At 41.1% G+C, this 20,376-nt stretch carries 20 protein-coding genes; 6 read left to right on the top strand and 14 right to left on the bottom strand.

The window, feature by feature from the left end:
- Nucleotides 1–31: 31 nt before the first annotated feature.
- The 4 genes from caiB (at nt 32) to caiE (ending at nt 4,373) form a co-directional block, all read left to right on the top strand.
- Complete coding sequence (caiB, locus tag PR683_RS11315; RefSeq protein WP_004914591.1) at nt 32–1,252, top strand: L-carnitine CoA-transferase; 1,221 nt, start codon at nt 32–34, stop codon at nt 1,250–1,252.
- A 71-nt stretch (nt 1,253–1,323) separates the two neighbouring features.
- On the top strand, nt 1,324–2,883 hold the full coding sequence (gene caiC / locus PR683_RS11310; RefSeq protein ID WP_272571427.1) for a crotonobetaine/carnitine-CoA ligase: 1,560 nt from the start codon (nt 1,324–1,326) through the stop codon (nt 2,881–2,883).
- Nucleotides 2,884–2,970: 87 nt separating this feature from the next.
- Nucleotides 2,971–3,756 (top strand): crotonobetainyl-CoA hydratase, encoded by a 786-nt coding sequence (gene caiD, locus PR683_RS11305; RefSeq protein WP_115166640.1) that lies wholly within the window; start codon nt 2,971–2,973, stop codon nt 3,754–3,756.
- Nucleotides 3,757–3,779: 23 nt separating this feature from the next.
- Nucleotides 3,780–4,373, top strand: a complete 594-nt coding sequence (caiE, locus tag PR683_RS11300) for a carnitine operon protein CaiE (RefSeq protein WP_109911885.1) — start codon at nt 3,780–3,782, stop codon at nt 4,371–4,373.
- Nucleotides 4,374–4,451: 78 nt separating this feature from the next.
- Here caiE and caiF read toward each other — a convergent pair whose 3' ends face one another.
- The 4 genes from caiF to xseB all read right to left on the bottom strand — a co-directional run bounded on the left by caiF (nt 4,452) and on the right by xseB (nt 8,726).
- A complete protein-coding gene (gene caiF, locus PR683_RS11295; RefSeq protein ID WP_004914580.1) occupies nt 4,452–4,844 on the bottom strand; it encodes a carnitine metabolism transcriptional regulator CaiF in 393 nt (130 codons plus the stop codon).
- A 594-nt stretch (nt 4,845–5,438) separates the two neighbouring features.
- The gene (dxs, locus tag PR683_RS11290) at nt 5,439–7,304 is read right to left on the bottom strand and encodes a 1-deoxy-D-xylulose-5-phosphate synthase (protein WP_004914577.1); all 1,866 of its coding nucleotides are present in this window, start codon (nt 7,302–7,304) and stop codon (nt 5,439–5,441) included.
- A 249-nt stretch (nt 7,305–7,553) separates the two neighbouring features.
- The gene (gene ispA, locus PR683_RS11285; RefSeq protein ID WP_004914574.1) at nt 7,554–8,471 is read right to left on the bottom strand and encodes a (2E,6E)-farnesyl diphosphate synthase; all 918 of its coding nucleotides are present in this window, start codon (nt 8,469–8,471) and stop codon (nt 7,554–7,556) included.
- Between the two features lie 3 nt (nt 8,472–8,474).
- Nucleotides 8,475–8,726: an exodeoxyribonuclease VII small subunit gene (gene xseB, locus PR683_RS11280; protein ID WP_004914571.1), complete on the bottom strand. Its 252-nt coding sequence runs from the start codon at nt 8,724–8,726 to the stop codon at nt 8,475–8,477.
- 220 nt (nt 8,727–8,946) lie between these two features.
- Between xseB and thiI the strand changes: the two genes are divergently transcribed.
- The gene (thiI, locus tag PR683_RS11275) at nt 8,947–10,398 is read left to right on the top strand and encodes a tRNA uracil 4-sulfurtransferase ThiI (protein ID WP_004914568.1); all 1,452 of its coding nucleotides are present in this window, start codon (nt 8,947–8,949) and stop codon (nt 10,396–10,398) included.
- Nucleotides 10,399–10,467: 69 nt separating this feature from the next.
- On the opposite strand, the gene PR683_RS11270 is transcribed toward thiI, so the two are convergent.
- The 4 genes from PR683_RS11270 to panE form a co-directional block, all read right to left on the bottom strand.
- Nucleotides 10,468–10,611, bottom strand: a complete 144-nt coding sequence (locus PR683_RS11270) for a Hok/Gef family protein (RefSeq protein WP_004914564.1) — start codon at nt 10,609–10,611, stop codon at nt 10,468–10,470.
- A gap of 361 nt (nt 10,612–10,972) precedes the next feature.
- Nucleotides 10,973–11,116: a Hok/Gef family protein gene (locus PR683_RS11265; RefSeq protein WP_004905468.1), complete on the bottom strand. Its 144-nt coding sequence runs from the start codon at nt 11,114–11,116 to the stop codon at nt 10,973–10,975.
- A 267-nt stretch (nt 11,117–11,383) separates the two neighbouring features.
- The gene (gene yajL / locus PR683_RS11260) at nt 11,384–11,977 is read right to left on the bottom strand and encodes a protein deglycase YajL (protein ID WP_004914556.1); all 594 of its coding nucleotides are present in this window, start codon (nt 11,975–11,977) and stop codon (nt 11,384–11,386) included.
- The gene (panE, locus tag PR683_RS11255) at nt 11,940–12,851 is read right to left on the bottom strand and encodes a 2-dehydropantoate 2-reductase (RefSeq protein ID WP_109911887.1); all 912 of its coding nucleotides are present in this window, start codon (nt 12,849–12,851) and stop codon (nt 11,940–11,942) included. The genes yajL and panE overlap by 38 nt, the downstream gene beginning before the upstream one ends.
- A 187-nt stretch (nt 12,852–13,038) precedes the next feature.
- On the opposite strand from panE, the gene PR683_RS11250 reads away from it, so the two are divergent.
- A complete protein-coding gene (locus PR683_RS11250) occupies nt 13,039–13,530 on the top strand; it encodes a YajQ family cyclic di-GMP-binding protein (protein ID WP_109911888.1) in 492 nt (163 codons plus the stop codon).
- Between the two features lie 46 nt (nt 13,531–13,576).
- On the opposite strand, the gene PR683_RS11245 is transcribed toward PR683_RS11250, so the two are convergent.
- From PR683_RS11245 to cyoA, 6 genes are all read right to left on the bottom strand, one after another.
- The gene (locus PR683_RS11245) at nt 13,577–14,938 is read right to left on the bottom strand and encodes an MFS transporter (protein WP_117162855.1); all 1,362 of its coding nucleotides are present in this window, start codon (nt 14,936–14,938) and stop codon (nt 13,577–13,579) included.
- Nucleotides 14,939–15,250: 312 nt separating this feature from the next.
- Nucleotides 15,251–16,138 (bottom strand): heme o synthase, encoded by an 888-nt coding sequence (cyoE, locus tag PR683_RS11240; RefSeq protein ID WP_004914545.1) that lies wholly within the window; start codon nt 16,136–16,138, stop codon nt 15,251–15,253.
- Nucleotides 16,139–16,150: 12 nt separating this feature from the next.
- Nucleotides 16,151–16,483, bottom strand: coding sequence for a cytochrome o ubiquinol oxidase subunit IV (locus PR683_RS11235; protein WP_004905459.1), 333 nt, complete (start codon nt 16,481–16,483; stop codon nt 16,151–16,153).
- The gene (locus PR683_RS11230; RefSeq protein WP_109911890.1) at nt 16,484–17,098 is read right to left on the bottom strand and encodes a cytochrome o ubiquinol oxidase subunit III; all 615 of its coding nucleotides are present in this window, start codon (nt 17,096–17,098) and stop codon (nt 16,484–16,486) included.
- On the bottom strand, nt 17,088–19,079 hold the full coding sequence (gene cyoB / locus PR683_RS11225) for a cytochrome o ubiquinol oxidase subunit I (protein WP_004914540.1): 1,992 nt from the start codon (nt 19,077–19,079) through the stop codon (nt 17,088–17,090). Before cyoB ends, PR683_RS11230 begins: the two co-directional genes overlap by 11 nt.
- A 4-nt stretch (nt 19,080–19,083) precedes the next feature.
- Nucleotides 19,084–20,055 carry a cytochrome o ubiquinol oxidase subunit II gene (gene cyoA, locus PR683_RS11220; RefSeq protein ID WP_042851662.1) on the bottom strand — a complete coding sequence of 324 codons (972 nt, stop codon included), beginning with the start codon at nt 20,053–20,055 and terminating at the stop codon, nt 19,084–19,086.
- Nucleotides 20,056–20,376: the final 321 nt, after the last annotated feature.

Below are 20,376 nucleotides of genomic sequence, written 5' to 3'. Positions count from 1 at the left end.
AGGCCAACCCTGCTTCACAGGAGATAAGAACATGGCAGAGCATCTACCTATGCCAGAATTTGGCCCTCTAGCTGGGGTTAGAGTGGTATTTTCAGGAATTGAAATTGCTGGCCCATTTGCAGGGCAAATGTTTGCAGAATGGGGCGCTGAAGTGATCTGGATAGAAAATGTCGCCTGGGCAGACACTATTCGCGTTCAACCCAACTACCCACAGCTATCACGGCGTAATTTACGTGCGTTATCATTGAATATTTTCAAAGATGAGGGGCGTGACGCGTTTCTAAAACTGATGGAAACAACCGATATCTTCATTGAAGCGAGTAAAGGCCCCGCATTTGCTCGTCGTGGTATCACGGACGAAGTACTTTGGGAACATAACCCTAAACTGGTCATTGCACACTTATCCGGTTTTGGGCAGTACGGTGACCCACAATATACCAACCTCGCAGCGTATAACACCATTGCTCAAGCCTTCAGCGGCTATCTGATTCAAAACGGTGATAAAGACCAGCCAATGCCGGCTTTTCCTTATACCGCAGACTATTTTTCTGGCATGACGGCGACAACTGCCGCACTGGCTGCATTGTATAAAGCACGTGAGACTGGAAAAGGTGAAAGCATTGACGTTGCTATGTATGAAGTGATGTTGCGTATGGGGCAATACTTCATGATGGACTACTTCAATGGTGGAGAGATCTGCCCACGTATGACAAAAGGGAAAGACCCCTATTACGCAGGTTGTGGCCTATATAGTTGTAATGATGGCTATATCGTGATGGAAATTGTTGGTATCACGCAAATTCAGGAAATTTTTAAAGATATTGGGTTGGCGCATCTGTTAGGTACACCAGAAATACCGGAAGGCACACAGTTAATTCACCGTGTGGAATGCCCTTATGGGCCTTTAGTTGAAGAAAAACTCGATGAATGGCTAGGTTCACGTTCGATTGATGAAGTGTTAGCAAGACTCGCGGAATTGAATATTGCTAGCGCCAAAGTCCTTACTATTCCTGAGTTAGAAACCAATCCTCAATACATTGCACGCGAATCTATTACCAGTTGGCAAACAATGGAAGGAAAAACCTGTCGTGGTCCTAACGTCATGCCTAAATTCAAAAATAACCCCGGACAAATTTGGCGAGGCATGCCATCACACGGTATGGACACGACAGATATCTTAAAAAATATTGGATACAGCGAAACTGATATTCGGGGGTTAGTCGATAAAGGGCTAGCCAAAATAGTTGATTAATTGAATGGGTACTCAGGTCAATGATGACTATTGAGCTGAGTATTCATCAGGGAAATGATGGGTAACAATTAATGGATGTAATCGGTAAACAAAATTTGCGTCAAATGTGGGATGATTTAGCGTTAACCCATGGAAACAGCCAGGCGCTTATCTTTGAATCCTGCGATGGAAAAACTAGCAAGTTCAGCTATTTAGAAATGAACCAGCACATTAATCGCACCGCCAATCTCTTTTTAGCCTATGGCATTCAAAAAGGCGATAAAGTGGCTTTACATTTAGATAATTGCCCGGAATTTTTCTTTTGCTGGTTTGGCTTGGCTAAAATTGGGGCGATTATGGTCCCAATTAATGCGCGTTATAAATACAATGAAAGTGCTTGGATCATGCAGAACTGCCAACCCAAAATGGTAGTCACTCGTTCCTCTTTCTTAGATATTTATCAACAAGTATTCGCTGACGTAGCGACAAGTCTAAAACATATTTTTTTGATTACAGACACACAAATTGAACCCGTAGAGCATATTTCTGACTTTTGGTTTGAACAGTCACAACAACATACGCAATTGACTCAGGTTGTTGAATTGAGTGTCGATGATACGGCCGAGATTTTATTTACCTCTGGAACGACCTCGAAGCCTAAAGGGGTAATTATTACCCACTATAACCTCCGCTTTGCCGGTTATTACTCTTCTTGGCAAAACAGCTTACGCTCTGATGATATTTATTTAACAGTCATGCCTGCTTTTCATATTGACTGCCAATGTACAGCTTCTATGGCTGCATTTTCTGTCGGTGCAACGTTTGTGTTATTAGAGAAATACAGCGCACGCCGTTTTTGGCAACAAGTGGTGAAATACAAAGCGACTGTCATCGAACTTATCCCCATGATGATCCGCACATTATTAAGCCAGCCGCTGGCGGATAACGAAAAAGATCATTGTTTACGAGAAGCCATGTTTTACCTCAATTTAAGTGAAGAAGAACGCGACCAGTTTATGGCCCGTTTTGGGGTGAAGCGGTTTTTAACTTCGTATGGAATGACGGAGACTATTGTTGGTTTGATTGGTGACCGGCCTGGCGATATGCGTCGCTGGCCGTCCATTGGTCGCCCGGGTTTTTGTTATCAGGCTCAAATTCGGGATAGAAATAACCAGCGTGTTGGTGCTGGGGTTATTGGTGAGCTCTGTGTGAAAGGTGAGCGTGGTAAAACCCTTTTTAAAGAGTATTACAACAACCCTGAAGCGACCGCAAAAACCTTTGATGAAGCGGGATGGATGCACACGGGGGACTTTGCCTACCAAGACGAAGATGGCTTTTTCTATTATGTCGATAGAAGCAGCAATATGATCAAACGCGGTGGAGAAAATGTCTCTTGCAGTGAAATTGAAAATATTATTGCCTCACACCCTGCCATTGTGGATGTAGCAGTGATCGGCGTTGCGGATGACATCCGAGATGAAGCGATTAAAGCTTTTATTGTGCTTGAAGAAGGGGAAACCTTAACTCAGGAAGAGTTCTTTGCTTTTTGTGAAAAACAAATGGCGAAATTTAAGGTGCCAACGTGTGTTGAGGTACGTAAAGATTTACCGCGTAACTGCTCTGGAAAAGTATTGAAAAAACATCTGCAATAATCGACAAACGTGATTAATTTTGCATACATTTCGGGCTGCATACCTGCAACCTGAAGCGTCACTGCACGACGAAGAAAGGATTATATTATGAGCGAATCATTAAAAATTACCCGAAATGGCGCTATTTTAGAAATCATACTCGATAGACCTAAAGCTAATGCAATAGATGCAAAAACCAGTTTCAAAATGGGGGAGGTTTTCCTTAATTTTCGCGATGACCCTTCGTTGCGTGTTGCAATTATCACAGGGGCAGGAGAGCGATTTTTCTCTGCAGGCTGGGACTTAAAATCGGCGGCAGAAGGTGAAGCCCCTGATGCTGACTTTGGCCCAGGTGGCTTTGCCGGTTTGACTGAAATTTTTAATTTAAACAAACCTGTTATTGCGGCGGTGAATGGATATGCATTTGGTGGCGGTTTTGAACTGGCTTTAGCGGCAGATATGATAATTTGTTCTGAAAATGCCAGTTTTGCATTACCTGAGGCTCAGCTCGGTATTGTTCCAGATAGCGGGGGGGTTTTACGTTTACCTAAAATTTTACCTGCGCCAATCGTGAATGAAATGGTTATGACTGGCAGAAGAATGGATGCACAAGAAGCTTTACGTTGGGGAATAGCTAACGATGTAGTGCCTATTGAGAGTCTGATGGATAAAGCCCGTGAACTTGCAGAACAAGTTACGCAAAGTGCGCCATTAGCAGTTGCTGCTCTAAAAGAAATTTTCCGCGCGACAGGAGAGCTTACTGTCGAAGAGGGCTATAAATTAATGCGCAGTGGTGTACTGACTCATTATCCTGCGGTTCTTCATTCCGAAGATGCCACAGAGGGGCCATTGGCTTTCTCTGAGAAACGTTCTCCAAACTGGAAAGGTCGCTAATTAATCTAGCAGTGAGGTGAATTTTGAGTTTTTACGCTTTTGAAGGTGTTATCCCGGTTGTTCATCCTACTGCATATGTTCACCCATCAGCGGTAGTGATTGGTGATGTGATTATTGGTGAAGGGGTTTTCGTTGGGCCGAATGCCTCTTTACGTGGGGATTATGGCCGCTTGATCATAGAAAAAGGGGCAAATATTCAGGACTGCTGCATTATGCATGGCTATAGTGATGTCGAAACCATTGTCCATGAATGTGGGCATATAGGCCACGGAGCTATTTTACATGGATGCATTATTGGCCGTGATGCTTTGGTCGGAATGAACAGTGTCGTTATGGATGGCGCAGTGATTGGTGAGGAAAGTATTGTTGCTGCGATGAGTTTTGTTAAGGCCGGTTTTCAAGGCGAAAATCGTCAGATGTTGGTCGGAAGTCCTGCGCGCTTTTTACGCTCAGTAACTGATGAAGAACTGCATTGGAAACGGTTAAATACGAAAGAATATCAAGACTTAGCAGGCCGATATCATCAACAATTACAGGAAACCCAACCGCTGACAGAGCTTGAAGTTAATCGACCCAAATTATTTGGTACAACAGATGTAAAACCTAAGGGCCAGTGATTCACTAAAAGGCTGTAAAATAAAAAACGCAGATGGTGAAGTCTGCGTTTTTTATTGGTATAAAACTGAAAAATAAGTTTAACGACGTTGTGCTTTTGATAGCATCCATTGCCATTTTTGCTCTCGATTTAATTCACTTGGTGGCATAGAGGCCGCTTTCATTGGGGAATCGATAGTGACTTTTTCAGTTTGATGGCTTCTTAAACGAGCATAAAGCTGGTTATCAATTTTCTTAACTTTAATAAGCCGCTGACATTGGCAGCCTCGTCCCGATAATTTATTTGGGATCATTTTTACTTCACACTGAATTTCAGCAACATCAGATAAAATATAAGAAACAATATTGACAGCATTAGGATGCGGAATATCAAAGTGATTAGATATTTCTCTAGCTGTAGTCCAATGGCCTTGTTTCATTACCCAGTTTGCGATAGATAAATACAAGGGTTCATTAATATATTGTCCACACATAAGCGCTCCCAAATCTATTTATTAAAATTGGCTAAATAAAAAGAAACTATATGCAAATTGTAGTTGGAATAGCGTTTATTTGTTTCCTGGTTTGCTAATTAAGAAAACAAAATAATTAATTATTAACTTCTGGTTAAAATTGTTAAAATAATATATTCGTTTTTAATATTAATTATCATTATTTTAATATAAAACTTATATTTCATAATGATAGGTGTCGAATATAATTCAGAGCCTAAATTACGCCGTCATACAGTGACAAACTTCATATTAATGGATTTCAAAATGATTTGCATGCCTTTATTGTGAAAATTTACATTCAAGACAAAAGTTTTGTTTATATTCAGATTCTAGGTAAATAACTGAATATCGTTGTAGATAAACTGATTATATTTGGTTTTATATTTGATTATAATGATCTTGAAATATAATAAAAATGTGACATGGGTGATTTTTTTAATTGAATATTAGCGAGTAAGCAATTACAAAGAGTTAAATAATTTTCTAATATATTAAGAAAGAGAATAAGAGTGATTGGCTTTGTGATTGAATAGGGCATTGCGTGTTGATGCAATGCCCTCCTAGAGATAAAAATTATTTGGCTAAGTAGTTATTAATAGAATTAACAATACCTGTGGAATCTAAGCCCAGTTCAGCAATAAGTTCTTCTTGGGTACCTTGAGAAATAAAATAGTCAGGTAAGCCAAGGTTTAAGGTTGGAATGATTTTTTTCTCATGCATTAAGAATTCATTCACACCGCTACCTGCTCCACCCATGATGGCATTCTCTTCGAGAGTGACAAGTACATCATGAGTATTGGCCATTTCAAGGATAAGCGCTTCGTCTAAAGGCTTCACAAAGCGCATATCAACAACAGTTGCATTAAGTTGCTCAGCAGCGACCAATGCGTGGCTTAATAAGGTACCAAAGCATAAGATAGCGACTTTTTCACCTTTGCGGCGAACAATACCCTTACCAATAGGCAGCGGTGATAGCGGCTGTAACTCAGCGCCTGTTCCTGTGCCTCGAGGGTAACGCACCGCACATGGACCATCTTGATAATGGTAGCCAGTATGTAGCATTTGGCGGCACTCATTTTCATCACTTGGAGCCATAATAACCATGGTTGGTATACAGCGCAGGAATGAAATATCAAAAGAACCTTGGTGAGTTTGCCCATCAGCCCCCACAATACCGGCTCGGTCGATCGCAAACATGACAGGCACCTTTTGGATAGCCACATCATGAATGACTTGGTCGTAACCACGTTGCAAGAAAGTCGAATAGATAGCAACGATAGGCTTATAGCCACCAATAGCAAGGCCAGCGGCAAAGGTGACTGCATGTTGCTCGGCAATCGCGACATCGAAGTATTGATCAGGGAATTCTTTAGAAAACCGAACCATACCAGAGCCTTCACGCATCGCTGGCGTGATAGCCATCAACTTGCCATCATCTTTAGCCTCTTCACACAGCCAATCACCAAAAATTTTAGAGAATGTCGGCCCGGTCTCTTTGCTTTTGGGCAAAGTGAATGTACTTGGGTCAAATTTAGGAACTGCATGCCAGCTAATTGGGTCTTTTTCTGCCGGCTCATAACCGCGACCTTTCTTGGTCATGATATGTAAAAACTGCGGTCCTTTTAAGTCACGCATATTTTTTAACGTTTGAACTAAGGCAACAACATCATGACCGTCAACGGGGCCAATATAGTTAAAACCTAATTCTTCAAACATGGTCCCCGGTACGACCATGCCTTTAATGTGTTCTTCTGTCTTTTTCAATAATTCTTTGATAGGTGGCATGTTAGAAAAAACTTTTTTCCCACCTTCACGTAATGTTGTATAGAGCTTTCCAGAAAGTAAGTGAGCTAAGTGATTGTTTAGTGCGCCAACATTTTCTGAAATAGACATTTCGTTATCGTTTAAGATAACCAACATGTCAGGTGCGGCATCCCCTGCATGATTCATTGCTTCAAATGCCATTCCAGCGGTGATGGCGCCATCACCAATCACACAAACTGTTTTACGGTTTTGTTGCTCTTTTTCTGCAGCAATGGCCATACCTAAACCGGCACTAATGGATGTTGAGGAATGGCCAACGCTTAAAATGTCATATTCACTTTCTTCGCGCCATGGAAAGGGATGTAGACCATTTTTTTGACGGATGGTATCAATACGGTCACGGCGACCCGTTAATATCTTATGTGGGTAGGCTTGGTGGCCGACATCCCAAACAAGATTATCAAATGGAGTTTTATAGACATAATGTAATGCGACGGTGAGTTCAACAGCACCGAGGCCAGAAGCAAAGTGACCGCTAGAGCGACCCACGCTACTCAGCAAGAATTGTCTGAGTTCATCACAAAGCTTAGGCAAACTTTCTTTAGGCAACAGACGAAGCTCATCTGGTGTCTCTGCCAAGGCTAGCGTGGGATATTTAGCGATATCAATACTCATTAGTTGCTCACTTATAATTAATAAAAAACCCAACTTACTTAGCCACAGTAAAATGACTATTCTCAGTATTTAGCAGCATAAAGCTTCTATCTGCTGTTGGGTTGCCTTCGTTTATCGTCTGCCTATAACTCGAGTGATTAAGAAGTAATCCATCTATTTTTTTGGTTATAGGAATGATTCGAAGATGCATTAGGGTAATAAATTGCCGTAATTATCGATCTTCTTGTAGCCAAAAGGCAAAGCATATTGTCAGCTTTTACGTTCAATAATGAAATTAGCTAAAGCGCTTAACATTTCTATATTATATCCATGGGACTGGAGAGTCTCTAAAGCGTCTACCGCATCATGATATAGCTCACGTGCTTTTTTCTGAGCAACTTCAAGCCCTAATAGCGATGGATAGGTACTTTTTTCATGTTCGGCATCCGTTCCTTGGCGTTTACCTGTGACTTCGCTATCACCGATAACATCAAGGATATCGTCCTGTACTTGAAAGGCAAGACCGATGGATTGTGCATATTTGTCTAAAACAGGCAGTAATTTTTGACCTTTTTCACCAGCAGCAAAAGCACCAAGACGGATTGCTGCACGAATTAATGCCCCTGTTTTATGTTGATGAATGCGCTCAAGAGATTCAAGGTCAACTTGCTTTCCTTCTGCATCTAAATCAAGAGCTTGCCCGCCGCACATTCCCGCTAAGCCACTTGCGTATGATAACTCTGCAATCATCGCTATGCGGTCTTTGTCTGTCACATCCGGCATTGGTGCAGATGACAGTAATTGGAATGCCAATGTTTGTAATGCATCTCCAGCAAGCACTGCATTGCCTTCACCATACTTAATGTGGCAAGTCGGTTGGCCACGGCGCAAATCATCATCATCCATTGCAGGTAAATCATCATGGATTAATGAATAAGCATGAATACATTCGACTGCAGCAGCTGGAGCGTCAAGGTTTTCTTGGCTAACACCAAACATAGAACCGACGGCATAAGTTAAAAATGGGCGTAAGCGCTTTCCACCCAATAATGTGCCATAGCGCATCGCTTGAGCAAGTGGGAGGTCTGCAAACGGCAGCGCATTTAAGGCATCTAATAGATATTGATTGACTCTGTCGTAGGCTTGCTTTTGTTGCTGCGTAAAGCTATCTAAATGTTGTTCAGACATAATTTATTCTGTATCAGGTGAAAAATCGGCTAGAGGTTTATTTTCGTCATCGCTTAGCAAAATTTGTACACGTTGCTCTGCTTGCTGTAATACTTTTTGACCTTGTTTAGCAATTTGAACACCACGTTCAAACTCATTAAGGGCATCTTCTAAGGGAAGTTCACCAGATTCTAGGCGAGCGACGATCTGCTCTAGCTCTTGAAGCGAGTTTTCAAAACTAACAGTCGGAACTTGCTGAGTTTTTTCTTTAGCCATAGTCTTTAGCCACTAATGTGAAATCAGTTAATTCGAGGGATTTTAAATATTCAGCAGACTAACGCAGTCTTGCTACGGTTACAATTTATTATTGGGGTTTTTAGATTCAACCCGCAAGATAGTGTTATAATACGCCTCTTTATTGACAATTGGTAACGTGTCATGTGTCTCTGTTAAGGCACATTCGTTTGCCCCCAACCACCATGAACATGCAGCTATTATGAAGTTTATCATTAAGTTATTCCCAGAAATTACTATTAAAAGCCAAACTGTTAGGCTACGTTTTATTAAAATTTTGACCAGTAATATCCGTAACGTGCTTAAACCGCTTGGCGAAGAGATTTCGGTTGTCCGTAATTGGGATAACATTGAAGTGCGTGTGAAGGGAGAAACAAAACACGACGAAATTTGTGACATGCTAGGGCGCATTCCAGGTATTCACCATATTCTCGAAGTGGAAGAAAAACCATTTACCAGTCTACATCATATTTACGAAATGACACACGAAGCCTATGGTGAATCATTAGAAAATAAAACATTCTGTGTGCGGGTAAAACGTCGTGGTAAACATGAATTTTCATCTATCGACGCTGAACGGTATATCGGTGGTGGGTTAAATCAACACATTGCCTCTGCAAAAGTTAAGCTTAAAGACCCTGATACCACGATTCACTTAGAAATCGAAGATGATAAACTTATTTTAGTTAAAGCACGTATTGAAGGTATCGGTGGTTTCCCTATTGGGACTCAAGAAGATGTGTTATCACTCATTTCTGGTGGTTTTGATTCAGGTGTGTCTAGCTATATGTTGATGCGCCGTGGTTGTCGTGTTCACTACTGTTTCTTTAATTTAGGCGGCGCAGCTCATGAAATTGGTGTGAAGCAAATCGCACATTATCTGTGGAACCGTTTTGGTAGCTCCCATAAAGTCCGTTTTATTGCTGTAAATTTTGAGCCTGTTGTCGCTGAAATTTTAGAAAAAGTTGATGATGGCCAAATGGGGGTTGTGCTCAAACGTATGATGGTAAGAGCTGCATCTAAAGTTGCAGAGCGTTATGGCGTGCAGGCGATTGTCACGGGTGAAGCACTTGGTCAAGTTTCCAGCCAAACCCTAACAAACTTACGTTTGATTGATAATGCGTCTGATACCTTAATATTAAGGCCATTAATTTCCCATGATAAAGAACACATTATCAAACTAGCTCGCCAAATTGGCACTGAAGATTTCGCAAAAACCATGCCCGAATATTGCGGTGTGATTTCAAAAAGCCCAACCGTTAAAGCGGTGAAAGCGCGTATTGAAGCAGAAGAAGCCAATTTTGATTTTGGTATTTTAGAGTCTGTTGTTGAGCAAGCGCAAAATATTGATATTCGACAAATTGCACAAGAAAGCCTTGAAAAAGTTCCTGAAATTGAAATGGTGAGTGAGCTTTCAATTGAAAATGAAGTGATTTTAGATATTCGTTCAATTGATGAATTTGAAGACAAGCCACTGAATGTCGATGGAATGGAGGTTAAGCATATTCCATTCTATAAGTTGAGCACGCAATTTGGTGACTTACCAAAAGATAAAACCTATTTATTATATTGTGACCGTGGGGTAATGAGCCGCTTGCAAGCGCTATACTTAAAAGAGCAAGGTTATGAAAATATAAAGGTTTATCGCCCATAGCTTAAAACAGGGTGCTTGTATCACCAATTCACAATCAGAGAGAAATGTGGGGGAATTTCCCCCACAAGACTAGTTATCGCAAGATAACGTAGCTTGAACCAGCGTGCTTCCGCTACTGATACTGAAAGAGCACAGCCTTTCTTGCATCAATAACGAAAAACACAACACCGTAAGACACACGGTAACTAGCCCTAGAAGGGCAATTTTGGCCATTCCTCTTGACTCCTTTTCTAAAAGGAGACAGAATCCAGTTGTGTGAGTTGGAGACTGCCTCGGATTAAGATTAACATCTAAATTCGGGGCTTTTGGCTCTGGCAAATGCTTGAACCAAACTGATCCAAGCACCCGCGACAATCATAGCAAAAAATGGCGATAAACAAATCTAATTACAGCTAAATCTCGATAATAAATTGTTTAAATTCATGTAATTAAGATATTTTGATAATCATTGGTATTAATATGATTGTTGATTTAGCTGAGATAGCAATGAAAAAGCGTGTAGAAGAATAACAGGGTGCTTGTACCACCAAATCATCACTAAAGAGAAATGTGGGGGAAAGTTTCCCCCACAAGACTAGTTATCGCAAGATAACGTAGCTTGAACCAGTGTGTTTCCGCTACTGATACTGAAAGAGCACAGCCTTTCTTGCATCAATAACGAAAAACACAACACCGTAAGGCACACGGTAACTAGCCCCAGAAGGGCAATTTTGGCCATTCCTCTTGACTCCTTTTCTAAAAGGAGACAGAATCAAATTGTTGAGATTTGGAAACTGCCTCGGATTAAGATTAACATCTAAATTCGGGGCTTTCGTCTTTTTGGCTCTCACAAATGCTTGAACTAAAATGATCCAAGCACCCGCGACAATCATAGCAAAAAATGGTGATAAACAAAGGTTTTTTGTTGAGGGTTTTTATTTTAATCCTTTATTATTCAAACGATTAAATGATTTTAATCATTCGTTGTTAATAGCGGATTTTTCCGTTAATCCTCTAAATAATCATTAATACCATTAGGTAAAACTAATTGGGCTGCAACTTGGCCTGCAATTTCGCGCCCGACCAATAACTCAATCAATTTTAAGGCAAAATCAAAGGACGTTGCGGGCCCTTGACTTGTTAATAAATTAACGCGTTCATCAAAGTAGACTCGGCGATCGACCCATTTATGGGCTGGAATTTTATCTTTCATTGATGGAAAACCAGTCATATTACCTAGCGGAAACAATTGGTGATATTCAAGTACAAGCGCTGGCGCCGCACAAATAGCCGCCACAATTTTACCATCAAGATGCATTCGGCGAACTTTTTCCACAACCAGTGGGCTATCACGAAATGTTTCCGCTCCAGTCATACCACCAGGCAGTACAATGGCATCAAAAGGTTCATCAGCAACTTTAATCAATGGGGTATCGGCACTAATTTTTAGCCCTCGTGAAGCGGTAATGGTTAAAGAACCATCTTCCGTCACGCTCGCTAAAGTCACATCAATACCTGCTCTAACTAATAAATCAGCAGTAATGGTAAATTCAATTTCTTCACTACCATGAGCGATGCAGATTAGAACGGATGTCGTCATATTGTTGTTCTCTATTTTTGACTAAATGGTAAAGGCGATCGTTTTCAGGTGTACTGATCCCATGAGCTCGTGCTTGTTTGATTAAAAAGCCAGTGATGTAATCAATCTCTGTACGGCGATTGTTTCGTATATCTTGTAACATAGAAGAATAGTTATCAGCGGTATTATTAATAATGCCGTAAATATACTCTGTTAGCTCTGCTTTATCCGTATGCAGCCCTTCTGCCGCCATAACATGACATATTTCATCAATGATCCGAGATATTTGTGCAGAATGTTGGATTAATTCACCATTTTTACAGTCATGTTCTACTGTTAGTGGGTTAATGACACAGTTTACAATCAATTTACGCCAGCAAGTGGTTAAAATATTATTATGCCAAGCCACATCAGGTAAGGCTTCATGCAAGATATCTGCTATTGGGTAGTATGCTTGTGCTTGGGAATTGATAGCGCCAATATGTGTGATCCCATTTGCGACATGAAATACTTGGTTATTTTCTTGCCAAGCCGCATGGGTTGTGACGCCCGCTAAGATAGGATGGCGTAAAGGCGTCAGCTCTTCAACCGTTCCCATGCCATTATGCAGTAATAAAATAGGCGTATTTTCTGGGATAGTATTAATCAAAGGTAATAAAGCATCAGAAACTTGCCATGCTTTTAAACAGACAATGATTAATTCACTGGTTTGTAAGTGGTTAATATTATTAGAAGGAATCAGTTCTCGGAAAGTACGTCCATCAGGTTCATTAACATCGACGAATAAATCAGACTGTGCAACACGTAGCCAACCTTGTATGTCATGCCCTTGTATTGCAAGTGAAGCAAGCCACAGTTTACCTATCGCACCACAACCAATTAGAGTTATTTTCATTGTTTCCCCTTTGAATATGGGACTTTAACGTCTTATAAGGTAAGGCGGAAGTGATTTATCACCAGTATAACCTTTTACCATACGAAGTTGTAGTTAACGAAATATCATAGGCTCCGATAACTTGAAGTAATGTGAGTAAAAACGTTATCATGCGCACAATCTAAAAATTATCAGTGAGGTTCTAGCTATGCCATCATTTGACATTGTATCTGAAGTGGAAATGAATGAAGTACGTAATGCGGTGGAGAATGCGCAGCGTGAGTTAACCAGCCGTTGGGATTTTAAAAATGTTGAAGCCAGTTTTGAGCTCAATGACAAAAATGAATCAGTTAAAATCACTAGTGAATCGGATTTCCAGGTACTTCAGTTAGTTGATATTTTAAGAGAAAAAATGGCAAAACGTGGTATTGATGGTGCGGTATTGAATGTGCCTGAAGATATCATTCATAGTGGAAAAACCTATAGCGTTGAAGTTACGTTCAAACAAGGTATTGATGCTGCAATTGCCAAAAAAATCGTTAAATTGATTAAAGACAGTAAATTGAAAGTCCAAGCACAAGTTCAAGGTGACCAAGTGCGTGTGACAGGCAAAGCCCGTGATGATTTACAATCGGTTATGGCATTAGTACGTGGCGGGAACTTAGGCCAACCTTTTCAGTTTAATAACTTCCGCGACTAGTTATTTTTCAAGTATTCGTTTAAAGCCCGCGCTAGCGGGCTAATTTTTACTGATTTATTAATGCTTCAAGTTGTTCTCGATTGATGATTTTTCTATCAACTTTAACATAAGCACTATATTCTTCGTCAACGACGAGTGCTTCCATCACCCCTTTCTGGGCTTGTAATTTCTTCTCAAGAGCCCTTGTATCTCCAATATGATTGGGTAATTCAATACGAATACTGCTGACATACGGAGGTTGCTGCATAGTTAAGCTAATGATAAACCAGATAATGGTTAATATTAGTCCGCCAATAAAAACCGTATTAGCACCTTCAAAGCTGTACAACCACCCACCGACAATACCGCCAATGGCAACACCTAAAAACTGGCTGGTGGAGTATACGCCCATGGCAGTTCCTTTATAGCCAGCAGGTGCCTCTTTGCTTATGAGTGACGGTAAAATGGCTTCCATAATATTGAAAGCAATAAAAAATAGTTGGATACCTAAGAAAATCACCCATAAGTGATTACCAGAAAACCATAAGGTAATTTCAGCCAATGCCAAAACGACAATACAAAATAAGAAGACCTGCTTCATTTTGCGGTATTTTTCCGCATAAATTATGAAAGGAAGTACGGTAACAAAGGCGATTAACATCGTGACTAAATAGGCTTTCCAATGGTCTTTCGCTAAAAAACCAGAATCAGTCATAATAAGAGGTAGAGCCACAAAACTGGACATCAGTAGGGTATGTAAGCTGAGGATACCTATATTTAATTTGAGTAGCTGAGGGTGCATTAAAACCGTTTTTAAATTACTTTGCACAAATGCAGACTCACGGTTTAGAACATGAGTATTGGTACTAGGAACAATAAAAACAGTCACTGCAATAGCACCAGCTGCAAGTAGTGCAATTCCCCAAAATAGGCCACTTAACCCCACCACGTTGGTGAGTATTGGGCCAAGAACTAGGGCAATGGCAAAAGTTAAACCGAAACTAATACCCAAAAATGCCATGGCTTTAGTCCGATTTTGCTCTCGAGTTAGGTCAGAGAGTAGCGCCATAACAGCAGCAGAAATTGCTCCGGCGCCTTGTAAAGCACGCCCAATAATAATTCCCCAAATAGAATCGCTTAATGCTGCAACGATACTTCCGATAATAAAAATGACTAACCCAATAATAATTAAAGGCTTTCTTCCGATTTTGTCTGACATCAAACCAAAAGGGATTTGGAAAATAGCTTGGCTAAGACCGTAGATACCAATAGCGACACCTACTAAGAACTCGTTAGCTCCCTGTAAATGCATCCCATAGCTGGTCAAAATAGGTAATACCATAAACATTCCAAGCATTCGCAAGGAGAAAACAGAGCCTAATCCCCAAGTGGATCTAAGCTCTGCGGATGTCATTTTGTTATCATTCATTTTTATTCTTCATATTTCGTGCTGTAGCGGTGTTGGCTTCTCTCTGCTACTTAGGTCACATATTAGTAAATACAACAACTTGAACAAATATGCAGTACGTTGTGGTGTTATATTTTTAGTATCAATCTATTAGAATTTTAATAGTGCATTTAATATCTAGCTTATCAATGGCAAGCGGCTATTTAACCATAAAATAGATTCATAAGGATAGGCAGAATAAGTAAAAGTGAGTTGTAAAAGCAGTTAGAGACAAATAAAAACGGCGGGGAAGGCCCGCCGTTTAGACATTGTTATCATCAGTAAACAGATAAGTTATCTGACGAGAGCTATAACAGTATCGCTTGAGACTATAGGATCAACTGACATCATTACACTCAATGAAGTAATTGCTACGATTGAGAAGATGAATAGTTTTCTTGCCCAGACTCGGTCGTCATTTTCGGTTTTGAAACCCGAAATTGCCATACCTAGCCACCATAAGCTGACTGCTGCACCTACGATGAGGTACTTATAGCCCGCGTATCCGCTGATAGCTAACATTAATGTTGCGACCATAAACGCTAGGATATACAGGAAAATGTGCGTCTTCGCGACGGAAATTCCTTTAATAACCGGTAACACAGGAATGTTTGCGGCTTTGTAATCCTTAAAACGGAAGATAGCAATGGCATAAGAATGAGGCATCTGCCACAAACTGAATATCAATAACAGGATAAGAGCACCCATATCGAATTCATTTGTAACAGCGCAGTAACCGATAACCGGTGGTGCTGCGCCTGAAAGGCTGCCAATCAGCGTGCCATAAACGGATTTACGTTTCATATATAGGCTATAAACACCTACATAAACAATGAAACCGATAACTGCAAGCAGCATTGCCAGCGCATTGGCTGCTACAAGTAGCAGCACCATACCAGCAATACCCAATGCAGCAGCGTAAATCAGGCTAACTTTCGGATCAATCAACCCTTTAACTAAAGGGCGATTCTTCGTTCTCTCCATGATACGGTCGATATCACGGTCGATGTAGTTGTTAAAAACACAACCAGAAGCCACGACCAGTGATACACCCAGCAAAGTCGCAACGAACAGTGGGTAATCAATTGACCCTTTTGAAGCCAATAAAAAACCACCGATCACAGAAATCAAGTTTCCGAATATAATTCCTGGTTTGGTCACTTGCAGGTATTGCTTAAACATATCGGCAACTCTTTAGTCGAGCATCATATTGATGTTCAGGTTGTACATAATCCACAGCGAGCCGATGACCACGATACCAACAATTAGCATCGTGAACAGGAAGGCAACTAAATTCCAGCGCTCATCTGATGATGTATTCATATGTAAAAAACAAACCAAATGAACTAGAATTTGCACAACAGCCATACCTACTACAGTCCAAAGGATTGCTGAGGTTGACGCTGTACCTTCCATCACCATCCAGAAAGGAATCACTGTCAGGATAACTGATAGAATAAAGCCAATTAGGTATGTTTTAACGCTACCGTGGCTTGCTCCAGTGTGAGCATCTTTTGCATGACTCATTTAAATAGCCCCCAGAAGATAAACAACGGTAAATACACAAATCCAAACAACGTCTAAGAAGTGCCAGAACAAACTTAGGCAGTTTAAACGTGTTTTATTGACATCAGTTAAGCCACGGCGAGTCACTTGAATCATCATAATGATAATCCAAATCAGACCTGCTGTTACGTGTAGACCGTGTGTTGCAACAAGTGCAAAGAAGCCAGATAAGAAACCGCTACGGTCAGGGCCAAAGCCTTCTGCGATCAGTTCATGGAACTCATAGACTTCCATGATCACGAAGCCAAGGCCTAACAGGAACGTTGCAAACAGCCATAAGTTAACGGCAGCAATCTTACCTTTATGCATCGCGATCATTGCGAAGCCGTAAGTAATACTACTCACTAACAGTAAGAAGGTTTCGCCTAATACGAACTTCAGACTGAAGATATCTTTACCAGCTGGTCCGCCGGCAGTTCCATCGGCCAAAACAACATAGGTAGCAAACAAACAAGCAAACAGAATCAAGTCGCTCATAATATAGAGCCAGAAACCGAATACTTTTGTTCCACCTGTATCGTGGTGCCCATGCTCAGCATGGGCGATATTTTGGTTAGTCATTGTATTAGTTGACATCGTTCACACCTGCCTTACGCAATTCTTCAAAGTGCTTATTCTCGATTTCTTCGATTTCAGCCACAGGTACGTAGTAATCAACATCTTCGTCGAAGCTTTTTGCAATCCAAGTTACGATCATTCCACCGAAACCAATGATTGCGAGCCACCAGATGTGCCAGATCATTGCGAAACCTAAAACCAAGCTAAATGCAGCGATAATAACGCCAGCGCCTGTATTTTTCGGCATATGAATTTCTTCATATGAAGCCGGTTTCTTGTGAGCAAGGCCTTTTTCTTTTAGATCCCACCACGCATCACGAGTTTGAACGTGAGGTTCAATCGCAAAGTTATAGAATGGTGGTGGAGAAGATGTCGCCCACTCAAGTGTACGTCCACCCCATGGGTCACCGGTTAAATCACGGTTTTCATGACGGTCACGGATACTCACGATGATTTGGATAACTTGGCATGCAATACCGATTGCGATTAACGCAGCACCACCCGCAGCAACAACTAGCATTGTGTGGTAAGTCGGGTCAATATTCTGACTTAAACGACGGGTCATACCCATAAAGCCAAGAATATACAGTGGCATAAAGGCCATGAAGAAACCGATGATCCAGAACCAGAAGGCACGAACACCCCATTTCTCATTTAGCGTGAAGCCATATGCTTTCGGGAACCAGTAAGTCATACCCGCGAAGCATCCGAATACAACACCACCAATAATAACGTTATGGAAGTGAGCAATCAGGAATAAACTGTTATGCAGAACGAAGTTTGCACCTGGAACAGCAAGCAGAACACCCGTCATACCACCGACAGAGAAGGTGATGATGAAACCGATAGTCCACAGCATAGGTGATTTAAATTCGATACGACCTTGGTACATGGTAAACAACCAGTTGAAAATCTTAACCCCTGTAGGGATTGCGATAATCATTGTGGCGATACCAAAGAAGGCGTTAACGTTCGCTCCTGAACCCATCGTAAAGAAGTGGTGCAACCAAACGATGAAGGACATAACGGTAATCACGATTGTCGCCCAAACTAATGAGGTATAACCGAATAAACGTTTTTTCGAGAAGGTTGCTGCAACTTCAGAGAATACACCGAACACAGGCAGAACAAGGATATACACCTCAGGGTGACCCCATGCCCAAATCAGGTTGATGTACATCATCATGTTGCCGCCCATATCATTAGTGAAGAAATGGGTGCCTAAATAACGGTCTAACGTCAGAAGCGTTAATGTAACAGTTAAGATAGGGAAAGCAGCAACAATCAATACGTTAGTACATAACGCAGCCCAGCTGAATACAGGCATTTTCATCATCGACATACCCGGCGTACGCATACGGATAATAGTCGCGATGAAGTTAACCCCTGTTAATAGTGTACCAATCCCGGATATCTGGAGACTCCAGAGCCAGTAATCGACCCCGACCCCAGGGTTGTACTCCAAGCCTGATAACGGCGGATAAGCCAACCAACCAGTCTGTGCGAATTCACCTACCCCTAGAGAGATGTTGATTAATACAACACCAACAACAAAGAACCAGAAGCTCAATGAGTTAAGGAATGGGAACGCCACATCTCGTGCACCAATTTGCAGAGGTACAACTAAGTTCATAAGACCAACAACGAATGGAGTTGCCATGAAGAAAATCATGATAACGCCGTGCGCGGTAAAGATTTGGTCATAGTGATGAGGATTTAAGAAACCCTCTTGGCCAGCAGAAGCTAGAACTTGCTGCCCACGCATCATGATTGCATCAGCGAAGCCACGGAATAACATGACCATCGCCACAATGATGTACATGACACCAATTTTCTTATGGTCAACAGAGGTTAACCATTCTTTCCACAGCCATTTCCACTTACCGAAGTAGGAGATCACACCGACTAAGCCAAGCCCACCAAGGACAATAGCAATCAGTGTAACAACGATAATCGGCTCATGGAGCGGAACTGCATCTAGTGTTAATTTTCCGAACATGCCCTTATTCCTCAGCGCCTGCTGCATGAGCACTGTGGCTCATTTGCATTGAATTGCCTGTAGCATCGTTATGGTCAGTCATTGAATGACTTTGATTTTCTACAGGAGCGTGACCTTTATGGTGCTCATGACCAAACTTCAGAACGATATCTTCATAAAGTTTAGGCTTCACGCTAGAGAAGTAGGTAACAGGAACGTTCATGCTTGGCTTAGCGACTTCGTCGAATGCCTGCATGGTGTCCATTGTTTTAGGAGAAGCTTTTACCTTTTGTACCCACTCATCAAAACCTTGACGATCTGGAGTTGCAATAGCATTAAACTTCATATCAGAGAAACCGTGGCCACTGTAGCTTGCAGAGAAGCCTTTATAAGTACCTGGTTCGTTAGCGATTAAGTGAAGCTTTGTTTGCATACCCGCCATCGCGTAGATTTGGCCACCTAAAGATGGAATGAAGAAGGAGTTCATCACCGAATCTGACGTGATTTTGAAGTTAACTGGCACACCTGTAGGGAATGCGATTTCATTAACTGTTGCAATTCCTTGCTCTGGATAAATGAATATCCATTTCCAGTCAGCGGAAATAACTTCAATAGTGACAGGTTCCTGATCACTCACTAATGGCTGATACGGGTCCAGCTCATGTGTCGTCTTCCAAGTGATAGCACCCAGAATAATGATAATGATGATAGGAACAGTCCAGCAGACTAACTCAATTTTATTCGAGTGAGCCCAGTTAGGACGGTAAGTAGCTGACGTGTTGGATTCACGGTATTTTCTTGCGAAGATAATCGTCATGAAAATAACAGGAATAACAACAAGTAGCATTAAGCCAATTGCAATAAGAATTAGCTCTTTTTGTTTAACGCCAACGGCGCCTTTTGGATCCATCAACACCATATCGCAACCACCTAATAGTAAGGTAGCTACAACGAGTGAGATTGCTCCAATGCTTTTTTTGTAGTTCATAAGTCTCATCCACGACCCCAAATGACAAAGATTCTAATTGTCGTTTCATCAGTGCGGGCATTTTACGGTAAGGTTATGCGAGTGTAAATGATTGTAAGGCAAAGAAACGGAATTGTTAGCTCTTTATGTTAATATGATCACATGTAAAGAGCTTATAAAGAAAACGTTAAAATTGATGAGGTTTATAAGTATGCATTGATAAAACTCAATTAATAGTAAATTATCTTAGTAATTTTTCAAAGAAAAATATATACAAAAGAAATGAAAAAACAGTGAAACTGATATAAATGATTAGCAATATGCTAAGGGAAGTTACAGTTTTTATTGCCG

It is taken from the genome of Providencia sp. PROV269, assembly GCF_028477785.1.
In the GTDB taxonomy this organism is placed as follows: domain Bacteria; phylum Pseudomonadota; class Gammaproteobacteria; order Enterobacterales; family Enterobacteriaceae; genus Providencia; species Providencia rettgeri.
The sequence above is the reverse complement of the archived record's forward strand: the minus strand, read 5'-3'. Positions and strand labels throughout refer to the sequence as shown.

What these genes read in the sequence shown, in the direction of transcription:
- cyoE (WP_004914545.1), bottom strand. Translation starts at nt 16,138, where the DNA reads ATGTTTAAGCAATACCTGCAAGTGACCAAACCAGGAATTATATTCGGA.
- cyoB (WP_004914540.1), bottom strand. Translation starts at nt 19,079, where the DNA reads ATGTTCGGAAAATTAACACTAGATGCAGTTCCGCTCCATGAGCCGATT.
- PR683_RS11245 (WP_117162855.1), bottom strand. Translation starts at nt 14,938, where the DNA reads ATGAATGATAACAAAATGACATCCGCAGAGCTTAGATCCACTTGGGGA.
- PR683_RS11230 (WP_109911890.1), bottom strand. Translation starts at nt 17,098, where the DNA reads ATGTCAACTAATACAATGACTAACCAAAATATCGCCCATGCTGAGCAT.
- PR683_RS11235 (WP_004905459.1), bottom strand. Translation starts at nt 16,483, where the DNA reads ATGAGTCATGCAAAAGATGCTCACACTGGAGCAAGCCACGGTAGCGTT.
- yajL (WP_004914556.1), bottom strand. Translation starts at nt 11,977, where the DNA reads ATGACGACATCCGTTCTAATCTGCATCGCTCATGGTAGTGAAGAAATT.
- panE (WP_109911887.1), bottom strand. Translation starts at nt 12,851, where the DNA reads ATGAAAATAACTCTAATTGGTTGTGGTGCGATAGGTAAACTGTGGCTT.
- PR683_RS11250 (WP_109911888.1), top strand. Translation starts at nt 13,039, where the DNA reads ATGCCATCATTTGACATTGTATCTGAAGTGGAAATGAATGAAGTACGT.
- PR683_RS11265 (WP_004905468.1), bottom strand. Translation starts at nt 11,116, where the DNA reads ATGGCCAAAATTGCCCTTCTGGGGCTAGTTACCGTGTGCCTTACGGTG.
- thiI (WP_004914568.1), top strand. Translation starts at nt 8,947, where the DNA reads ATGAAGTTTATCATTAAGTTATTCCCAGAAATTACTATTAAAAGCCAA.
- caiC (WP_272571427.1), top strand. Translation starts at nt 1,324, where the DNA reads ATGGATGTAATCGGTAAACAAAATTTGCGTCAAATGTGGGATGATTTA.
- dxs (WP_004914577.1), bottom strand. Translation starts at nt 7,304, where the DNA reads ATGAGTATTGATATCGCTAAATATCCCACGCTAGCCTTGGCAGAGACA.
- caiF (WP_004914580.1), bottom strand. Translation starts at nt 4,844, where the DNA reads ATGTGTGGACAATATATTAATGAACCCTTGTATTTATCTATCGCAAAC.
- xseB (WP_004914571.1), bottom strand. Translation starts at nt 8,726, where the DNA reads ATGGCTAAAGAAAAAACTCAGCAAGTTCCGACTGTTAGTTTTGAAAAC.
- cyoA (WP_042851662.1), bottom strand. Translation starts at nt 20,055, where the DNA reads ATGAGACTTATGAACTACAAAAAAAGCATTGGAGCAATCTCACTCGTT.
- ispA (WP_004914574.1), bottom strand. Translation starts at nt 8,471, where the DNA reads ATGTCTGAACAACATTTAGATAGCTTTACGCAGCAACAAAAGCAAGCC.
- PR683_RS11270 (WP_004914564.1), bottom strand. Translation starts at nt 10,611, where the DNA reads ATGGCCAAAATTGCCCTTCTAGGGCTAGTTACCGTGTGTCTTACGGTG.
- caiB (WP_004914591.1), top strand. Translation starts at nt 32, where the DNA reads ATGGCAGAGCATCTACCTATGCCAGAATTTGGCCCTCTAGCTGGGGTT.
- caiD (WP_115166640.1), top strand. Translation starts at nt 2,971, where the DNA reads ATGAGCGAATCATTAAAAATTACCCGAAATGGCGCTATTTTAGAAATC.